Source organism: Vibrio comitans, assembly GCA_024346835.1.
In the GTDB taxonomy this organism is placed as follows: domain Bacteria; phylum Pseudomonadota; class Gammaproteobacteria; order Enterobacterales; family Vibrionaceae; genus Vibrio; species Vibrio comitans.
On record AP024867.1, the window covers coordinates 1,410,877 to 1,429,316 of the forward strand.

The 18,440-nt window shown below is 43.6% G+C and carries 18 protein-coding genes; 16 read left to right on the forward strand and 2 right to left on the reverse strand.

What is annotated here, in order from left to right; genetic code table 11:
* Positions 1-28 precede the first annotated feature (28 nt).
* Positions 29-658 (forward strand): thioredoxin domain-containing protein, encoded by a 630-nt coding sequence (locus OCU46_RS19765; protein ID WP_141269175.1) that lies wholly within the window; start codon positions 29-31, stop codon positions 656-658.
* 8 nt (positions 659-666) lie between these two features.
* The gene (locus OCU46_RS19770; RefSeq protein ID WP_141269173.1) at positions 667-1,140 is read left to right on the forward strand and encodes a BamJ family beta-barrel-assembly machinery protein; all 474 of its coding nucleotides are present in this window, start codon (positions 667-669) and stop codon (positions 1,138-1,140) included.
* Between the two features lie 76 nt (positions 1,141-1,216).
* Here the strand turns inward: OCU46_RS19770 and OCU46_RS19775 are convergent, their stop codons facing one another.
* Positions 1,217-1,834 (reverse strand): beta-phosphoglucomutase family hydrolase, encoded by a 618-nt coding sequence (locus OCU46_RS19775; protein WP_141269171.1) that lies wholly within the window; start codon positions 1,832-1,834, stop codon positions 1,217-1,219.
* Positions 1,835-1,947: 113 nt separating this feature from the next.
* Positions 1,948-2,658: a DUF1223 domain-containing protein gene (locus tag OCU46_RS19780; RefSeq protein WP_141269170.1), complete on the reverse strand. Its 711-nt coding sequence runs from the start codon at positions 2,656-2,658 to the stop codon at positions 1,948-1,950.
* A 128-nt stretch (positions 2,659-2,786) separates the two neighbouring features.
* On the opposite strand from OCU46_RS19780, the gene OCU46_RS19785 reads away from it, so the two are divergent.
* From OCU46_RS19785 to OCU46_RS19850, 14 genes are all read left to right on the forward strand, one after another.
* Positions 2,787-3,380 carry an SOS response-associated peptidase gene (locus OCU46_RS19785; RefSeq protein ID WP_141269168.1) on the forward strand — a complete coding sequence of 198 codons (594 nt, stop codon included), beginning with the start codon at positions 2,787-2,789 and terminating at the stop codon, positions 3,378-3,380.
* A gap of 91 nt (positions 3,381-3,471) precedes the next feature.
* Complete coding sequence (locus OCU46_RS19790) at positions 3,472-4,014, forward strand: heme NO-binding domain-containing protein (protein WP_141269166.1); 543 nt, start codon at positions 3,472-3,474, stop codon at positions 4,012-4,014.
* Between the two features lie 24 nt (positions 4,015-4,038).
* Complete coding sequence (locus OCU46_RS19795; RefSeq protein ID WP_141269164.1) at positions 4,039-5,748, forward strand: ATP-binding protein; 1,710 nt, start codon at positions 4,039-4,041, stop codon at positions 5,746-5,748.
* Between the two features lie 229 nt (positions 5,749-5,977).
* Positions 5,978-6,310, forward strand: a complete 333-nt coding sequence (locus OCU46_RS19800) for an STAS domain-containing protein (protein ID WP_141269162.1) — start codon at positions 5,978-5,980, stop codon at positions 6,308-6,310.
* Positions 6,311-6,363: 53 nt separating this feature from the next.
* Complete coding sequence (locus tag OCU46_RS19805; protein ID WP_141269160.1) at positions 6,364-7,191, forward strand: OmpA family protein; 828 nt, start codon at positions 6,364-6,366, stop codon at positions 7,189-7,191.
* Positions 7,178-9,262, forward strand: coding sequence for an SLBB domain-containing protein (locus OCU46_RS19810; protein WP_141269158.1), 2,085 nt, complete (start codon positions 7,178-7,180; stop codon positions 9,260-9,262). Before OCU46_RS19805 ends, OCU46_RS19810 begins: the two co-directional genes overlap by 14 nt.
* Positions 9,262-9,945 carry a CpsD/CapB family tyrosine-protein kinase gene (locus tag OCU46_RS19815; protein WP_141269156.1) on the forward strand — a complete coding sequence of 228 codons (684 nt, stop codon included), beginning with the start codon at positions 9,262-9,264 and terminating at the stop codon, positions 9,943-9,945. Before OCU46_RS19810 ends, OCU46_RS19815 begins: the two co-directional genes overlap by 1 nt.
* Before the next feature lie 57 nt (positions 9,946-10,002).
* A complete protein-coding gene (locus tag OCU46_RS19820) occupies positions 10,003-10,443 on the forward strand; it encodes an Hpt domain-containing protein (protein ID WP_141269155.1) in 441 nt (146 codons plus the stop codon).
* A 32-nt stretch (positions 10,444-10,475) separates the two neighbouring features.
* A complete protein-coding gene (locus tag OCU46_RS19825) occupies positions 10,476-11,990 on the forward strand; it encodes a sigma-54-dependent transcriptional regulator (protein ID WP_141269153.1) in 1,515 nt (504 codons plus the stop codon).
* On the forward strand, positions 11,968-13,077 hold the full coding sequence (locus OCU46_RS19830; protein WP_141269151.1) for a glycosyltransferase family 4 protein: 1,110 nt from the start codon (positions 11,968-11,970) through the stop codon (positions 13,075-13,077). The genes OCU46_RS19825 and OCU46_RS19830 overlap by 23 nt, the downstream gene beginning before the upstream one ends.
* A 122-nt stretch (positions 13,078-13,199) precedes the next feature.
* Positions 13,200-14,432: a glycosyltransferase gene (locus OCU46_RS19835; protein ID WP_141269149.1), complete on the forward strand. Its 1,233-nt coding sequence runs from the start codon at positions 13,200-13,202 to the stop codon at positions 14,430-14,432.
* Positions 14,422-15,582 (forward strand): glycosyltransferase, encoded by a 1,161-nt coding sequence (locus OCU46_RS19840; protein ID WP_141269147.1) that lies wholly within the window; start codon positions 14,422-14,424, stop codon positions 15,580-15,582. Before OCU46_RS19835 ends, OCU46_RS19840 begins: the two co-directional genes overlap by 11 nt.
* Positions 15,579-16,982, forward strand: coding sequence for a lipopolysaccharide biosynthesis protein (locus tag OCU46_RS19845; RefSeq protein ID WP_141269145.1), 1,404 nt, complete (start codon positions 15,579-15,581; stop codon positions 16,980-16,982). The genes OCU46_RS19840 and OCU46_RS19845 overlap by 4 nt, the downstream gene beginning before the upstream one ends.
* Positions 16,982-18,373, forward strand: a complete 1,392-nt coding sequence (locus tag OCU46_RS19850) for an O-antigen ligase family protein (protein WP_141269143.1) — start codon at positions 16,982-16,984, stop codon at positions 18,371-18,373. Before OCU46_RS19845 ends, OCU46_RS19850 begins: the two co-directional genes overlap by 1 nt.
* The last annotated feature ends 67 nt before the right edge of the window (positions 18,374-18,440 follow it).

Here is an 18,440-nt window from a genome sequence, read left to right on the forward strand (position 1 = left end):
CTCTGCCTACTACAAGACGTAAGGGACTATGAAAAAAATAACTCAAATACTTAGCCTAGTTTTCGCATCTTTACTACTACTGACCGCATGTAGCGAAAACCCAGAGCCTCAATTGAACACTCACTACTCTCAATTGCCAAACGATATTAGTGATCTTGTACAGCAGCCAGTGGTTGAAGTTTTTTCTCTAACTTGTGGGCACTGCCTGCAAATGGAAAAGTTCATTCCTGAAATTGAAGAAGGCATTGGTCAGCCTGTTGGTAAGGTGCACGTCACCTTCAATGAGAGTGCTCAAGCAGCAGCTATGTTTTACTACGCTGCCGCAATGCAATCTGACGCAGGCAAGCCAGACGTGGGTATGATGACGGCGCTATTTAATGCGTATCATGCCAACGCTGAATTACCGGCAGAAGAAAGAACACAATTACTCGTTGATGCTTATAAAGAACGCGGACTGGTTTCTCCGTATGATCTCGATGATGAGCAAAAACAACAATTGTTTGAAGAAGTGACTAAAGCGGTCGATATTACTGGCAAAGGTATGATCAACTCTGTGCCTACCTTTGTGGTCAACGGTAAATATATGGTCATCACTTCAGCTCACAACGACCTGCCATCTATTGTTAACACTATTAAATACTTAATTGCAAAAGGATAATGACACTAATGTCTAAGTTTTTATTCCCTGCCATCATAGCTGTTTTGGCTGCATTCATGATCTACACCATTTGGTCAAAACATAAAACGGGGCAAGAAAACTTCGCTCTAGGCCAAGCATTCTTACAAGAAAATGGTCAACGTGATGAAGTGATTACCACTGAAAGCGGTCTTCAATATGAAGTGTTAGTTAAGGGTGAAGGCGAAACGCACCCAACGCCAACTAATACTGTTAAAGTTCACTATCACGGTACACTAATTGACGGCACAGTGTTTGATAGCTCTGTTGATCGCGGTGAGCCGATTGAGTTCCCGCTTAACCGCGTAATTCACGGCTGGCAAGAAGGTCTGCAACTGATGGTTGCGGGTGACAAGTTCCGCTTATACATCCCGAGCACTCTTGCTTATGGCAAAGACGGTACAGGCCCTATCCCAGCATCTGCAACGCTAATCTTCGACGTAGAACTGCTTGAAGTAAAATAGAAACTAAAAAGGACTGTCCACGGACAGTCCTTTAACTTTCTAATTCTATTTTTTGCGGTATTTAAAACTCAACAACCTACTCTGTAAAAGCTGCCTCGTTCACCGGTTTAAATACAAAACCAGAATCCGTCACTAGGTAACAATCCATACCCGCTGCATGCGCGGCTTGCAAACCCAAAAGAGTATCCTCAAACACGACACATTCCGTCGGTTGGCACTGCATATTTTCAGCCGCCTGCAAGAAGGTATCAGGGAATGGCTTGTGGTTATTGACCTCCGTAGCCGTCACTACCGTGTCGAAATAGTCAAATACGCCCCTAGCCTTCAATAGATCATGAGCACTTTCACGCTGTGCCCCTGTGCCTATTGCCACTTTCTTAAATTGCATCTGATCTAACAATATCTGATGGGTAATGTCGATCAGCTCACCTTTAGCTTCATTGCTCGCGAACTGAGACATTTTAAAGCTAGAGACCAGCAATGGATCGAGTTCTAAGCCAAAGCGTCTGTTTACTTCCAAAACAATCTTTGGGCTTGGCATACCGCCTAGGCTATGAAGCCATTTAGGGTCGAAATCAAATCCAAACTCTTTAGCTGTCTGTTCCCATGCTGCAACATGTGCTGGCATGGTATCAATCAGGGTGCCATCCATATCAAATATAATACCCTGATATTGTTCAAGTTTTGGCTGCATCCTTGGTCTCTCTTGGTCTGTTAACAGTAAATATCTTCTCACCATAACAGACTAAAATGACAAAACAATGCCATTTACTTGACCAACCTATACTCTCTTTAATTTTCTATCAATTACGGCTTATTTAACCAACCCGCAACGGTTTGTACAGGAACAAAATCTTTAGGTTTGGTTAACCAGACTGCTACAGCATCTACTTCTGCCGCCGGTTGACGACTATTAAAAGCGAAGCCCCAATTTTCTGTACCACTCTTTTGCTGCTTCTCTACAACAACAAAGTCATGCTTGAGGGTTTTACCACGATTTTCACCACGCTTAACTGGCGTTGTTTCATCCATAGCGAGCCAGACAATATGCGCTGTATATTGGCCTTCGCCCTTAAAAGTGACGGTGTAATTATTGTTATCACGTTCTAATTGGAGTTGTTTGGTGTTAGGCGCTTCAATATCAGGTAGCGTTCGAGTTCGATAACTGAAAAATCCTTTCCACTCAGCACCATTGACCACAAAGCCTGGAGTATAAACGCTGTCTACCACACCATAGCTTCTATATAGCCTCTGTTTTTGACTATAAGACGGATGAGCAAAGCGGTCTTTCCAACCTATGTAGTCCCAATAGTCAACGTGGTAAGCAAGAGGAATATACTCTTCCCACAATTTGTCAGTTTCTGCATATTGGGAAAGATACTGATCAGCAGGAGGGCAACTTGAGCATCCTTCTGACGTAAAGAGCTCTATCACATAGGCAGGTTTTCCTTCGTGAGTCCAAACCTGAGCTTGCAACACACTTGGGACTATCAAGGCGACTAATATTGAAAAACGCATCCGTGTACTCCTAATAAAAGGCTTATCAAGTAAAGACCTGAACAAACGTATTTCTCTTTCACATTACTCTTACACGGCAGTAAATATGCTAACTTAACAACATGGCCTTCAGGAGAAAGAGACAATCAATGTGTGGACGATTAAACATCACAGACGATCCTTTAGCACAGTGGATATCAGAGTCTCTGGGTCTTGAATTTCACCCCTCGACAAATCAGGATGTGCGACCTACCCAATCTGTAGCTGTGATTTCATCCAAGCAATCGCAGCTTCTCCAACAACAAATGCAGTGGGGAGTGAAACCAGAATGGTCAAAACAGCTCATTATTAATGCGCGCTCTGAAACAATCGACTCCAAGCCGACATTTAGAGACGCCTTTAATCAGCATAGAATTATCGTGCCCTGCAGTGGTTGGTATGAATGGGTCACCACGGAATCAGGCAAGCAGAAATTCCAATTCACTCCAGCCAACATCTCTCAAGGTTTCTTAATGGCAGCCCTTTCAATGGGAAACGATGAATTTGTTACCCTTACCACTGCGCCCAATGATGAGTACGCCTCTTATCATCATCGAATGCCACTATTATTTAACGAAAAGGAAGCTCTGCAATGGGTGGTTGACCCAGAACAGGCGTTAAAGCTGATCAGCAAAAGCACACAAGTCCCCTTCGTTGCCAAAGCGCAACCTATCGAACCTATGCAAAACCTTTCGCTTTTTTAAGGTCAGCACAAAAACAACAGAACTAATTGTTTTTTAAGCGAGTTTGTACAAGAATCGTTAATACAAATGCGCAATTGTTAAGAGAGAGCAAATGAAGGGAATCATTTTCACCGAATTTCTGAATCTAGTAGAGAATCATTTCGGACTTGAGGTTTTAGACCAAGTACTGGAAATGTCGGAAGACCAAGGAATTTACACCTCTGTCGGCAGTTATGATCACAAAGACCTTGTAAAGCTTATCGTCAATCTGAGCAAGACCTCCGATGTACCAGCAGATCAGTTACAAGAAGTGTTTGGAGAATCAGTATTCATGAAGCTATTAGCGACTATGCCGCCAGAGGCCGCTCTTGCCCATAGTACTAACAGCTTTGAGTTTATTCGCCACGTAGAAGATTATATTCATGTCGAGGTTAAGAAGCTCTATCCTGACGCTACGCCACCCTCCTTTGAATTCATATCCGAGAGCGAAACTGAACTGGTTTTGAACTACAAGAGTGCTAGATGCATGTCTCATGTTTGTCTTGGTTTGATAAAAGGCTGCGCTAATCACTTTGGACAAAAGCTCGATATTAAAATGAAACCCTTAAATGATACCGGTAGCGAAGTTCGCTTTAATATCACGCTTGTTGATTAACCTTGATTTGGTGGATACCTGTTCATGACTGAGCAAAACGTGGATATTAAATTGATAGAACGTAAGCTTGCCCGGGAGATGGCCTCTCGAAAGCAAGCTGAGACTTTGCTAGAACAGAAAAGTCTGGAGTTATTTGAATCAAATCAAAAACTTGAGTTAGCCGTTGCGCAGTTGGAAAAATCCTCTGCGCAAGACATTCTGAAACTCGAATTTCAACAGCAAATAGACTCCCTACTTATCTATTTTGGTCGCGCTTTTCTAGACCATCACTTGGATGACGTATTGTTATCAAATCTTGTGGGTAAGGTATGCGATACCACCTTGGTGAGAGCCTGCTATCTCGAATTAAACTCCGACCTTAATTTAGGATTAAAAAAACCGTTTTATGGCTCTGAAATTAAAGTTGATCCCAATAGCCTCAAGTTACAATGGAGGGGCTCTGAGCTCGATATCCCACTAATTGTAAACAGAGAAAGAATAGGGCTACTCAGTCTAAAAATACAAGACACCGAACAAGATAATCAGTTTATCGAGCAGCCTTTGCGGTTAATTGCCGACTTATTGTGCAGAGCGGTTAACCGACAACAAATTATTTATCGAAACATAGAATCTAGAAAGAAAGCAGAACAGTCAGAGCGCGCTACGCGTGACTTTCTCGCCATGATAAACCATGAACTGCGCACTCCTCTTAACGGTTTACTCGGCAGTTCTGAGCTCCTGCAAGATACCAAGCTTGATAACCATCAAAAGGAATTAGTTGAAAATCTCTCTCAATCTGGTGAGTTTTTAAGGGTGATTATTAACGATCTGCTCGACTACAGTAAGATCAACGCGGATATGTTTTCATTGCTCCCGCGTAAGTTTGAAATTCAATCGCTACTCAAAACGATATCTAGCATATTTGAGTCTAAGGCTCGGGAAAAGTCACTCAGCTTTACAATTAATGTCTCCGACAAGGTTCCTAAAGCTGTAGAAGGAGATATGGAGCGAATTACACAAATCTTCGTAAACCTCATTGGTAATGCCGTAAAGTTTACCGACAAAGGTTCAGTGTCTTTGAGTTTGGACTGGGAAGATAACAAACTGCTATTTCAGGTTAAAGATACAGGAATTGGTATCAGCTCAAATGCACAAGAGAAACTGTTTCAACCTTTCACTCAAGTGGATCGTTCCAGCAAAAGAAACTTCGAGGGAACTGGCCTTGGGCTCGCGATATGCAGTCAATTAATCCAATTGATGGGGGGTTCAATAAAGTTAGAGAGCACGATTAATGTTGGCACCACGTTTATTGGCAATATCCCTCTAATAAAGATAGAGAAATTGGCCAGTGCCGCCAAAGACCCCGCAAAACAACTCAACAAGCTTCTACCCCAACACTTATCTGTGCTAGTCGTTGATGATATTCGTATGAACCAAATAATCATCAATGAGATGCTCTCTAAACTCAATATCAAACCGGATATTGCCAATAATGGTGTAGAAGCGGTCACAGCTTCTCAAAGCAAATCCTATGACATGATACTGATGGATTGCCGCATGCCTGAAATGGACGGCTTTGAGGCTACAGAAAAGATTCGCGCTTTGGGAATGAAAATGCCCGTCATCGCTTTGACTGCCAGTACTACTCTTACAGAAAGAGAAATGTGCTTCAAATGTGGAATGGATGACGTGCTGACCAAGCCCTATCGCTCAGCGGACATTCAAAACATGCTCGTCAAATGGTGTCATAACTAAACAATCTTCACCCATCAAGATTTGCTCACCAAGGCTCACTATACGTGAGCCTTTTTTCATTCTGCATTCAATTTAACTGAATCAATTTCCTTTCTCATTTTAAGAAAAACCATTTCTCATTTTGACACGGGGAGATAAATGATTGTTTTTAATGCATTTATATTTTGGCACGGTTCCTGCTATCTACTAAGTACGCTCACTGAAGCGATTCTTAAACGGAGAGAAAATCATGGAACTACGCAAAATTGAATCAAGTGAAAACCTACTTACTCTAGCGGTATTTGGCGACTTTAATGCTCAATCAAGCAAGGAAGCACAACTTTGCATTGACGATGTACTAACCGACGATAACCACCCTCAAATTGAAATTGATTTAGAGCACGTGGATTTCATGGATACGTCAGGCATTGGCGCGATTGTTTACCTATACAAGCGCCTAGTAGAAAGCGATCGCAACATGAGCATCAAGAATGTTCATGGCCAACCGCAAAAAATGATGGAACTACTGCGCATTGGACAAGCCATTCCACTAACAACTCAAACAGCAGAACTTGAGCACTAATCGCTATTCACATGGACGTGAACAGTTATTACATGGGAATCAGGAGAGAAAAAATGAAATGGACTAACCAACTAAAAGCAAGCACTACATTACTAGCAGCATTAGTAATGGCTGGTTGTTCAAGTTACCCAGACGAGGGCCAAGGCGGTATGGGTGAATACACCGCTATGTCTGATTTCTCTCCCGTATTTCCTGAAGAACCATTAGGCCCGGAACACGGTCTACGCTTTGACTTTCATTTAGCACGTTTGCAACTTGATAGCCTTATCAATCAAGGTGCTGAGTGGTGTTTTCCCGCATCGGTAGTACAGGCTGAAACAAAAGAGAAGCGCATTGCAAGAGAGCTGGAGGGCGGTCTTCTTCTTGATGCAGCCAATGACATCGTCATCTTGAGAAAGAACCTTAATAAACTGGAACTGCAACTGGATTATGTGACTAGCGAAACCGAGTGTGTACCTCCGTCGCAAAATGCGTCTTTCCAAAGCGATAAAGCCATCATTACTCAGTTGGTTGACCTACTTAACGTAGATAATCAATTTGCTGTGGGCTCTACCGAAATAAACCCAAAATACATGGGCCATCTTGCAGAAGCGGCCAGTATCTTAAAACAACACAGACACCTAAAACTGAGTGTTACTGGCCATGCTGATATGGCAGGTAGTGCTGAGTACAACGAAAAGCTAGCAATGGGTCGCGCCAAGCAAGTTGAGCGCTACCTAGTTATTTTCGGATTAGAAACAGCCCGAATCCAAACCCTTTCTGTAGGCGAAACCCTACCCCTTACCGAAGGCGATACACCCGCAATTCGCCTAACCAACCGTCGCGTTAGCATAGATATTGTATCTACTAATGCGCAAGGAGGCGGCTATGAACATCTTTAAGGCTCTACTTATTCTAATGGTTAGCATCAGCTTTTCTGTCTTTGCAAAACCAGTACAGATTGGTGACCTTGTTCAAGTTAACCTTCCTGGGGAAGCGTCGCTAAACAAGGGCTTTCAGGTAGACAAATCAGGCCGAATTTCACTTCCAGAAGTTGGCCCAACTTATGTTGCGGGTTATGAGGAAGACCAACTGCAAAAAGTCGTTAAAGACGCACTAGGTAAAGTATTTCGCGACCTATCAAACGCTAGTATTTACGTAGCAGAACGTCAGATCCTACTGTCGATACAAGGTTATGTACGCTCACCAGGTGAATATACCCTTCCAGAATCATCAACAGTGCAAATGGCGCTTTATGCGGCAGGCGGCATTCGTCCAGGCGCTCAGCTAAACAAACTGCATATCAAACGTGGTAGCGAAACCAAAGAATTTAACTACAAAAAATTTCTGGATTCAGGCGATGACTCAACTTTGCCAAAGCTAAAATCTCTAGACACTATCTTTGTGCCAGCCTCCCCTATGGTGGGCAACATCGAGCAAGAGTTCGACGCTGCCAAGCTTGCTAATGCTGGCGACAGCGGAGACTCACGTAAAGCTATCAAGGTATTTGGTGAAGTGAATGCTCCGGGTTCTTTTAGCTTTAAAGCAGACACAGATCTTGTTGATATCATCATGCGCTCTGGTGGCGTAACGCGCTACGCAAGTGTTGAGCAAATTCGTGTTATCTCGGGCAACAACCCTACTACATTCAACCTAAAGCGCTACCTAGACAGCGGTGACGACTCTATGTTGCCACAGCTAAACCCTGGTTCAATTGTGTTCGTTCCTAAAATGGAAGAAGAAATCAAATCTGGCGCTAATATGGTTTATGTAATGGGCGAAGTCGCTGCCCCTGGCGCATTCGAAGGCAAGCCTGGCGCTACATTTATGGATATTCTTGCCAACGCAGGCGGCCCTACTCGATTCGCAGAATCACGTCAAATTCGACTAATCAAAGCTAATGGCAGAGTCATCCGCTTTGACCTTACCGCGTTTACTGAAGGTATTGGTGGCGTGCGTCCACCAAAGATTGAGAATGGAGACGCGATCTTCGTTCCAGAAAAAACCGACATGAACGAAAAGTCTTGGTTAAAAGTCTCTCCTGACCGCGCTGTGAATATCATTGGTGAGGTGGTTCGTCCAGGCCGTATCGAATGGTCAGACGAAATGGATCTTATGGACCTTCTAGCTCACGTAGGCGGCCCTACACTGCGTGCAGATACAACCACCATTGAAGTGGTAGATAGCGAACGTAAAGTTCAAGTATTTGATTTAGATGCCTATATTCGCAATGGTGCTAAGAGATCGCAGCTTCCAGTTATCTCAGCAGGTTCAATTGTACGCGTTCATGACTTACCTCAAGACCCGTCGGACAACAAATCACAATGGGTACGTCAAAAGTCCGAAGCGTCTATCTATGTATTTGGTCAAGTAAATGCACCTGGTCGTTACCGCTTTACCAAAGAGATGCATTTTCTAGACATTTTATCTGCAGCAGATGGCCCAACGGGCGAAGCAGACATTCACAACATTCGCATCACACATCGCGACAAAAGCTACTCTCGCGTGAGCAAACTCAACCTATCTCTTTACTTTGAAACAGGCGATGAATCACTGCTTCCAGTAGTAAGAACGGGAGACACTATTTATATTCCTGAAAAAGACAAGAACTGGCTAGACCGCTCTAAAGAATCCACCGTTCGCGTGCTAGGAGCAGTGAATAACCCAGGTCGCTACGTGTTTGATGACAACATGACCATCCTAGATTTACTTGCTGAAGCAGGCGGCCCAAGTGAGCAAGCTTACCTTGAGAAAATCAGTGTCGTAAACATGTCTTGCTGCCAAAGCCAAGCGCGAGTATTTGACCTCGTTGATTTCAGCAAAACAGCCAACTTTAGAAAACTGCCGGTAATTCGCGCTGGAGACACTGTCTATATCCCTCACCAAAGAGAGAGTTTGATGGAGAAAGCCCGAAACGGACTGGATGATGTGTTAAAGATAGCGACTACCATTGTGTTAATAGGAGCGTTGTAATGAGCATTAACCGTCTATACCCAGAGCTAGAACAGACGTTCCTTAAACTTGAATTAGCTAAGACGCGCAGTATCTGTATCACGGGTGATAAACCGGGTTGCGGTGTCACTCGATTTGCTTCGACACTAGCTGAGCATTACATGCTAGCGGGTTACCGAACATTACTCATTGACCTAAACCTCGATAACCCCGCTTTTGAACCTGCTTTGTTACCTTGTGATGCCGGCGAAGACTGGATTGCAAACAAATCCACTATGCAGCTGTTTTCAGGATGCTCCGTACCGACGACACAATCCGAACAAATTGGCTTTCGCGACCCAAGGGCCCTTAGCCAAAAGATGGAACATTGGTTATGCGATTACGATCGAATCATAGTCGATGCTGGCGCTCTTAACAGCCGTCAATCTGAGTTGCCTAGTGCTGTGATTGCCAACGCCTGTGAAGCTACGCTATTAACAGTCACTGGTGGCGCAACGACTAAAGAAGAACTGTCAAACGCCCTTAGTTATCTTGACGATGCCAATGCTAATGTGTGTGGGATCATCATCAACCAATACTCGCAACAAACCCTATCCCAACAGCTAGAAAGCATAATTAATCGACGTAGATTTTTACCATCATTTATAAAACAACCACTTAAAAACATCATTAAAAGCGCCTCAATACTGAATCACACAGTGTGATCACGTAAATAGTGTGAAACAAAAACTAGAAATATAGGGCGATAAAAGGAATACTAAATGTTAAGACGCTTTTTACACTCTCTTTACAAAGCTACGCCTTTGCAAAGTGCAGAGCAGATACAGCAAGAAAAGGAAGTCATTGTCGTGCCATCACAACTACTTATAGACAACGCAGTTATCGATCAAATTATTAGCGACACCAGCATCGAGATCCTTCCACTCCTCATCGACAGCTATTTGGAAGAATCACACGCACGCTTAGAGGTCATCAACAAAGCATTAGACGAAGAAGATTATCAAACCTTAGAATTTGAAACACATACCCTAGCGGGTACTTCACTGGCCATAGGCGTTGCAGCACTTGGCAAGATGGCAAAATCGGTTGAGCAGTCCTGTTTGCAACAAGATTACTCTGAGGCATCAAAAAACGGTGCCTTACTCAAAGATTTGGCAATTCAGTCGCAACAAGCGTTGCAAAGCCTAAAAGAAAGCCTATAAATTAGTAAGTCATTGGTTTAAAAGGACGTTTGATGGAACCAAAAGTACTACTAGTCGAGGACTCTAACTCACTAGCCATACTCTATAAACAGTATGTTAAAGACGAGCCATACGATCTCTTTCATGTAGAGACAGGCAAGGATGCTAAGCGATTTATAGAGCATCATGCTCCGCAATTGGTCATTCTTGATCTCAAGCTTCCCGACACCACCGGGGAGGAGATACTTGATTGGATAAAGGAAAATGAAATCCCCTGCTCTGTGATCATCGCCACCGCTCACGGTTCGGTGAATACTGCCGTAAATCTGATCCAAAAAGGCGCAGACGATTTTCTCGAAAAGCCAATTACCGCGGACAGATTAAAGACATCAGTAGCGCTGCACCTCAAGCGTACCAAACTAGAAAGTTTGGTTAGTAAGTTAGAGACTAAGTTTGATAGACCTAACTTCCACGGTTTTATCGGCTCTAGCTTACCTATGCAAGCCGTTTACAAGATCATTGAGTCTGCAGCCCCTACCACGGCTAGCGTATTTATTAACGGTGAAAGTGGTACCGGTAAAGAAGTCTGTGCAGAAGCCCTACATAAACAGAGCAAGCGCGCTGATAAACCCTTTGTCGCCCTTAACTGTGGTGCAATCCCAAGAGACTTAATGGAAAGTGAGATCTTTGGGCATGTTAAAGGAGCCTTTACTGGCGCGACAACCGACCGAAAAGGCGCAGCAATGCAAGCCCATGGTGGCACTTTGTTCCTCGACGAATTGTGCGAAATGGAACTTGAGATGCAGAAAAAGCTGCTGCGCTTTTTACAAACCGGCAGTGTCACCCCGCTAGGTGGTAGCAAAGAACTAAAAGCGGACGTGCGAATCATCTGCGCGACCAACAAAGATCCTCTGAAAGAGATTGAGGCTGGTCGCTTCCGTGAAGATCTCTATTATCGAGTGCATGTAATCCCAATTGAGCTTCCCCCTTTGCGCGAAAGAGACAAAGATATCGCTACTCTAGCAAAGCATTTTGTGAAGCTTTACTCAAAGCAAGATGGAAAAGGGTTTACTGGATTATCTGCAGAGGTGGAATCAATCCTCAAGGCTTACCCTTGGCCTGGCAATGTTAGGCAACTGCAAAATATCATGCGAAACGTTGTGGTTCTCAATGATGGCACTAAGGTTGAAGCAAACCAACTTCCCCCGCCTCTTAACGCAGTTAACCCAGCTAAACCTGTAGCAGTAGCAACGCCATCTCCTGCAGTTATTGCTCAACAATCACCACCAGCAATTGTGGCACCACCACCCACCGAGAACTTAGCTTCCACGGAAGAAACTGTGCCCGTAGAGACGATACAAGCTGCTAGCTCAGTAAATACTGAAGGAACTGACACCTTCGCGGTAAGACCTATGTGGCAAGTTGAAAAAGAAACGATCCAAAACGCCATCAAGGTATGTGATGGCAATGTATTAAATGCCGCTGTGATGCTTGAGCTAAGCCCATCTACTGTTTATCGTAAAAAACAACAGTGGGAAACAGAAGATGACTTACAAGTCAGCGAGTGATCCTATTAATCCCCAAGAGGTATGGCTGTTATTAGACAGCCTTACCTTTGGTGGCATTGAAACCCACGTACTAGAGTTAGCGCGAGGAATAGCGTTTTATAAAGTGCCTTTACGTGTCATTCTAGTTACTCGTTTTAAACAGCCATCCGCAATCATAGCCAAGCTCGAACAACACAATATCCCTTACAGCTATCTCCACTCGTTAATCAATGAAGAAAGTCATCACTCATTAATTAGGCAAACTTTTCAATTACGAAAAGCCATTGCCCAATTTAATCCAATAGCCGTACATGCGCACGGTTATAAAGCCAGCATCATCAGCAAACTCGCTGTAAAAACCACCACAGAGCAAACAAAACAGATAAGCACCTATCACGCAGGAGAAGTCCCTAAAGGAAAAGTTCGCCTATATGACTGGCTAGATCGCTACAGTTCTTTTCTATCAGATTACAGCCTTTGTGTAAGCCCAGAGATTCAAGCTCGACTTCCTGTAAAGAGCTTATTTCTAAACAATTTTGTTTCAACAGATGGCTCAATACAAAGCTCAGGAAAACGAATTGCTTTTGTAGGACGCTTAAGCCATGAAAAAGGCCCAGACCGCTTCTTAGATCTAGCTCAGGAGCACTCTGAAGTGGCGTTTTATTTGTATGGCGATGGCCCTATGATAGATGACCTTCGAGATCGAAATATTAGCAATGTTAGGTTTCTAGGATTTCAAGCTAACATGAATCACTGCTGGGGTGACATTGGTTTACTGGTCATCTCTTCTCGCTATGAAGGTCTGCCAATGACGGCACTAGAGGCGATGTCACGAGGCATTCCAGTACTAACACTTAACATTGGTGCATTAGAGCGCTTAATAGACCACGGCCATAATGGTTGGATATCTGACAACACAGAAGAACTCGCTCTATTTCTAGACGAATGGCTCAACACCACGGACAGCGAGCGAGAAACACTAGCTGAAAACGCAAAAGAGACCATTGAGTCACAATTTTCTACCGAAGCTGTCGTGCCGCAAATCCTCCCTCTTTATTCCAAGCATCTAATCCCTTCCTCCTCTGCTTCTAAGAGCCAGTCAATCTGATTCTCAATTTGAGAATAAACACTTCGAATACTAAACATTGCGTTAAAACAATCACTTAAAACTGGCATTCTATTTGCAGTACTCCTATCAGGCACCATCTCAAACTGTTAGGGAGAAAAGGAATGCACCCAACGACTAACCTACTTATTGTGCACTACGGCGAGGATTGGATCAGAGGCAGTGAAGCGTGTCTTCTAAACCTTATTAATTCGCTATCTCCTAGTTACAGACCTGTGGTTTGGACTAACAATCAAGTACTAGTACGTGAATTAACAGTAAAGGGAATTGCAGTACATTCATCAAGCTTTGAAGTGATCAATTTTCAACAGTCAGCCTTTAATATAAAGGCGTTGTTCGAGCTGTATAACACAGCCTCAACGCTCATTTCTGAGCACAATATCAACCTAATACATGTTAACAGCGGCGCACCATGTCAGTGGATGACTTTTGTAGCCAAAGCTAAACGTATCCCGATGATGTGCCAACTTCATAGCCCTTATAACCTACATGACCGCTTTACTCTTGCACTGCACTCTGCACAGCGCTTAGTAGCAGTTAGCCACGCCGTTGCTGCGCCATTATTGGACGAAGGATATCCAGAGCAAAATCTCACTGTGGTTCATAACGGCGTTCCAAATATCGATCTAAGCCAACCGATTAATGTTCGAGAACTATTAAATATCCCATCCAACGCTAAGGTACTTATCAGCGTAGGTTCTCTTATTAAACGTAAAGGCTTCGATAAACTCATTCAGGCTCTTGCTCTCTTAAACAGTAGCCAGGAACAGCATCACCTCATCATTATTGGAGAAGGGAGCGAGCGTCTGAATCTAATAAAGCAAATTGAGTCACTCAATCTGCAATCAAGAGTTCATCTCGTCGGTGAACAATCTAACGTTAATGCTTGGCTTGCTGGTGGTTGCGACCTTTTTATTAGTGGTGCAAGAAGTGAGGCCTTTGGATTAGTATTAGTCGAAGCATCTTTAGCGGAACTCGCCGTCGTTGCTCCAAACGTTGGAGGCATAAGTGAAGTCATAGAGCACAACTCAACAGGACTACTTTACGAAAATGGTGATAACGAGATCCAACAAATAGTTAATGCAGTCAGTCAGCTCATGCAAAATCCAGCATCTCGTCAAGTCATGGCAACTCAAGGTAAGGCAGTTGCCCAGCAGCGTTTTTCACTTGAACAGAATACGTGTCATATAGAGTCTATTTATAGTCAATTAATAGAAGATGGCATAAACCAATCCTGGGCATCATGGTTTAGCTCCCTACTTCGCCCATTTGGCACTTTCTTTAGAACGCGATTTTTGTCAGAAAGCAAAACAGTAAGGGAAGCTCATGAAGCCTAATCACTGTATCGTTTTCGACCCTATTCCTTATCATGGAGGCTCAAAAGTCGCTACAGAGCTCGCCATTAAGCAAGTTGACGAGCTGACTGTATTTCATGTGCTTAGCGCCTCGCCTCTTAGTTGGAGTAAAAGCAACAAGATTAAAGTGACAACTTTAGCCATGCCAGAATGCCTTGCTATTCAAACTCAAGGAATTGGGTACTGGGCCAAGCAAATCTACCTAACTCTTTGTTTTTTCCTGTTCACAGTTTGTGTCATGATGAGCAGAATGAAAAAACCCAGCACTATGCTTATGGCATCAGGACCCGGCGTTGATTTTTCTGGTTACATGGTTTCTAAAATGTTCAGCATAGGCTTGCTGCAACTTATCCATGGCCCTGTCGGTAAAAGTAGTAGCTCAAAGTGGTGTCTAAGCCAAGGTCATCCAACTTTCTACTTGGCATCAGCTAAACCAAGTTTGCTACTGTGCATGGAAACCGACGCGCTTCCTATTAGCTTCAGAGAATTTACCAATGGTTTAGATGAAAATGATTACCCATCTACTCATAGATTTTCCAGTAACAGAACCACTGTTAATTTCTATTGGGCAGCATCGCTTTTAAAATGGAAAGGGTTAGATACTCTTAAGCAGGCAATTGAAATTGCAGGAAGCAACTCACAGTTCACAACCAATATCTGCTATATCAAGCCTCAAAATTCACAGGCGGAGCAATCCACTGTGGACACACACTTGCCGAATACTTCATGGCATAAAGAACCGAAAAATCTAGATGAAATAAGAGCGAAATCAGATATTTATATTTCGACCAGCATCAACGAACCCTTTGGATTATCGACTCTAGAAGCGCTTGCAGCTGGACTTATTGTTATCATCCCAAGCGACGAAGCATTCTGGGACAAGAAGTTACAACATAACGTAAACTGCATCAAATACGCCACAAATGATGCGCAAAGCTTAAGTCAAACCATGACTCGCATTGCCGATAACCTAGACCAATACCAAGAAGTAGCAAAGCAAGGTCAAAAAGTAGCAACACAGTACCTGGCAAGTAATACCTACCGTGAAATTGCACATGCGATTCAAGGCAGCAGCGAGAAAGAAGCGTCTTTAAAACAATGTTCTGAAATAAAACCGGGAGAACAGCAATGAAACTCGCTGCAATTTCGGATGCTCAAAAACAGATGCTGGGCTATGCGTTTGCTTTGTTTTTCATGAAAGGGCTCTCCCTGATCATGTTACCAATCACTACACGCTTTTTATCTCCAGTTCAAATAGGTGAATTGGAATTACTTGCCGTTACAGCGTCGTTCATCGGTATTTTATTGTCTGCTAGCTTACACGAAGCGCTATACCGATACTGCGCAGAACAAACTACTAAAAATCAGAGACTTAGAACAGCAAGTAACCTATTCACCTTAACCTTACTAGTCTCCGTTTCTTTCGCCTGCTTAGGTTTCATAGTGACGTTGTCACTTGAATGGAAGGAAACATGGGCAATTTCTAGACAAGCAGTGTTAGTGCTTTGGGTCTCTTTGACCATAGAAGGCGCTATTGCCATATCTTTAGCTTGGTTAAGAATGCAAGATAGAGTCAAAGCGTTTTGCCGAATCTGCATCACCACCAGCTTGTTTCAAGTAGCGCTAGTCTTAACCTTATTGCAATTAGGCTATGGCGTCGTTGGGGTACTTACCGCAGGTTTTATTGCCCATTTCATTCAACTACTGTTACTTATCCATGCTAGCAATCTCAGCATAACCCTTCCAAACACGAAATTTATCAACACTACCCTGCGTTATTCATTACCCCTGATGTTATCGGGCTTAGTCGCCTTTGGCCTCAATGGCGCTGAGCGCTGGTTAATGCTTAAGGGGGAATCTCTAGCAATGGTGGGACAATATGCCGTCGCAGCAAAGTTTGCTTTAGCTATGTGCGTTCTCGTTCAACCTTTTGGTATGTGGTGGATGCCAAAGCGCTTTATGGTGGCAAAGAGTAATCCTTACAAAGCAGCAAGAACAACCGAGCTAGGCATCATGTACGTATGTATCCTCGCCTTATTCATTGGGTTGTTCGGGCAATGGCTGTTGGAGTTTGCCTTAACTGATGATTACGCGATTGCGGGTGAGTTATTGGTCGGTGCTTTATTCATGGTGTTAGGCAAAGAGTTCGCGGAATTACTGAACCTAGGACTACTTCAAAGCAAACAAACTAAGACAATCTTAACCGTTAATCTTTGGACGACTATAGTGACCTTAATATGGTGTGGATTTACCTATCACTTTGGGATCTGGTCCATAATGCTGAGCATAGGGGTAGCTCAGCTAATAAAAGCACTAATACTCTACAAGTTATCTCAGTGCCACTGCACTCTGCCATACCGCAGTCTACGGTTAAGTGTTTACCCAGTGATTACCCTCGCAGGATTAGTCGCTATCCAGCTGGGTTCTACTCTTCAAGGCCTTAGCTCCCTAGCCTGTTCATTTGTACTACTCCTTGCGACTTACACTGTAGAGTTGCCAAAACATACCCAAACTAAAAAGGTGGGTGTGTAATGACTAGGTTAATCAATCATTCCGCCAACTCACTTACCGCACCGAGTGTCATTGCAACCGTCGCTGTTACGCTGGTTATTGCATTAATCTGGTGGAAGATCCCTCACCCGGCAGTTGGGGTTGCCCTATGTTTACTGCCTATTGCCGTGTTAGTCGTTGTAAAGCACTTGTTCTGGTTCGTAACCCTATTCGTTGTGTTTTCCTTTTTTAGAATCCACGAAGTCATCCCAGTTTTAATGCCATTTAAAATCCCATTGTTATTGTCTCTTGGCGCCTTAGCCTCTTTGTGTTGGCACTCGCTAATTAGCAGGCAGCTTAAAGTCTACTGGCACCCTTCTATGAAATGGCTCGTAATTTTCTGGGCCCTAGTTGCTATCGGTTTAGCATTTGCGACAAATCGGGGTGAGGCACTATCAACCTTTAAAGGGATCTACTGGAAAATCATGTTGATGACCCTAGCTATCATTTGGATTATCAACACTAAGGAACAGTTGTCGAAAATATGCTGGACCATTGTAGCCGCAGGTTGCCTAGTGGCCTGTGTTGCCCTGTTTAACTCTGTGAACGGTATTGGATTAGTAGAAGGGTCCCGAGTAACGATAGGACGCCAGCTTGGCTCTATGTTAGGTGACCCCAACGATTTAGCGCTAGTACTGCTGTTCCCATTAGCTTTTTCTGCCAGTTTTTTCTTCAATAATCGACAATCAAAAATCAGTCGCTTTATGGGCTTTACGGTTTTAGCACTCCTTTCCATGGCCATAATCGCTACGCAAAGTCGAGGCGGATTACTTGGTATGGTAGCGGTGTACGCTGTTTATATTAACCAAGCTGTTCGATCAAAAGTTTTACTTATTAGCGTGGGAAGTGTTGGTTTAGCCTTGTTGTACTTAGCAGCGGGAATTTCGGATCGAGCATCTGGGGGCGCTGCGGAGGCAGGGATAGATTCTTCTTCAATGGGCCGCTTGTATGCCTGGGAGGCAGCGGCAAAAATGGCAGTCGAGAATCCTTTAACTGGCGTAGGAATCAATAACTTTTATTCTAACTATTACTTTTACAGTTCGCACTGGGACGGCTTGAATCACGCAGTACACAGCACATGGTTTGGTGTATTGGCAGAAACTGGGTTCTTAGGTCTCATTGTGTTTATCGCATTAATTGTCTCACTGCTTCGCACAGCCAAACACTCTCTTGATTGCATTAAGGCATCACCCACTGCTTCCCCGTACCTAGAGAGCTCGGCTAACGCTGTCTTTGCTGGGTTAATTGGTACTATCGTATCCGGCACCTTTCTTACTCAGGCTTTCGTCTGGCCAATCTATATACTTGCTGCACTAATTATTTGTGTCTCAAGCATTGTTCAAAACGATTCTCAAATTGAGAATGTCAAATAGCACCAATATAAGTGTTTGTTTTTATTGAGTTATATTTTTGGCACGTTCTGTGTATTACCCAAATAAG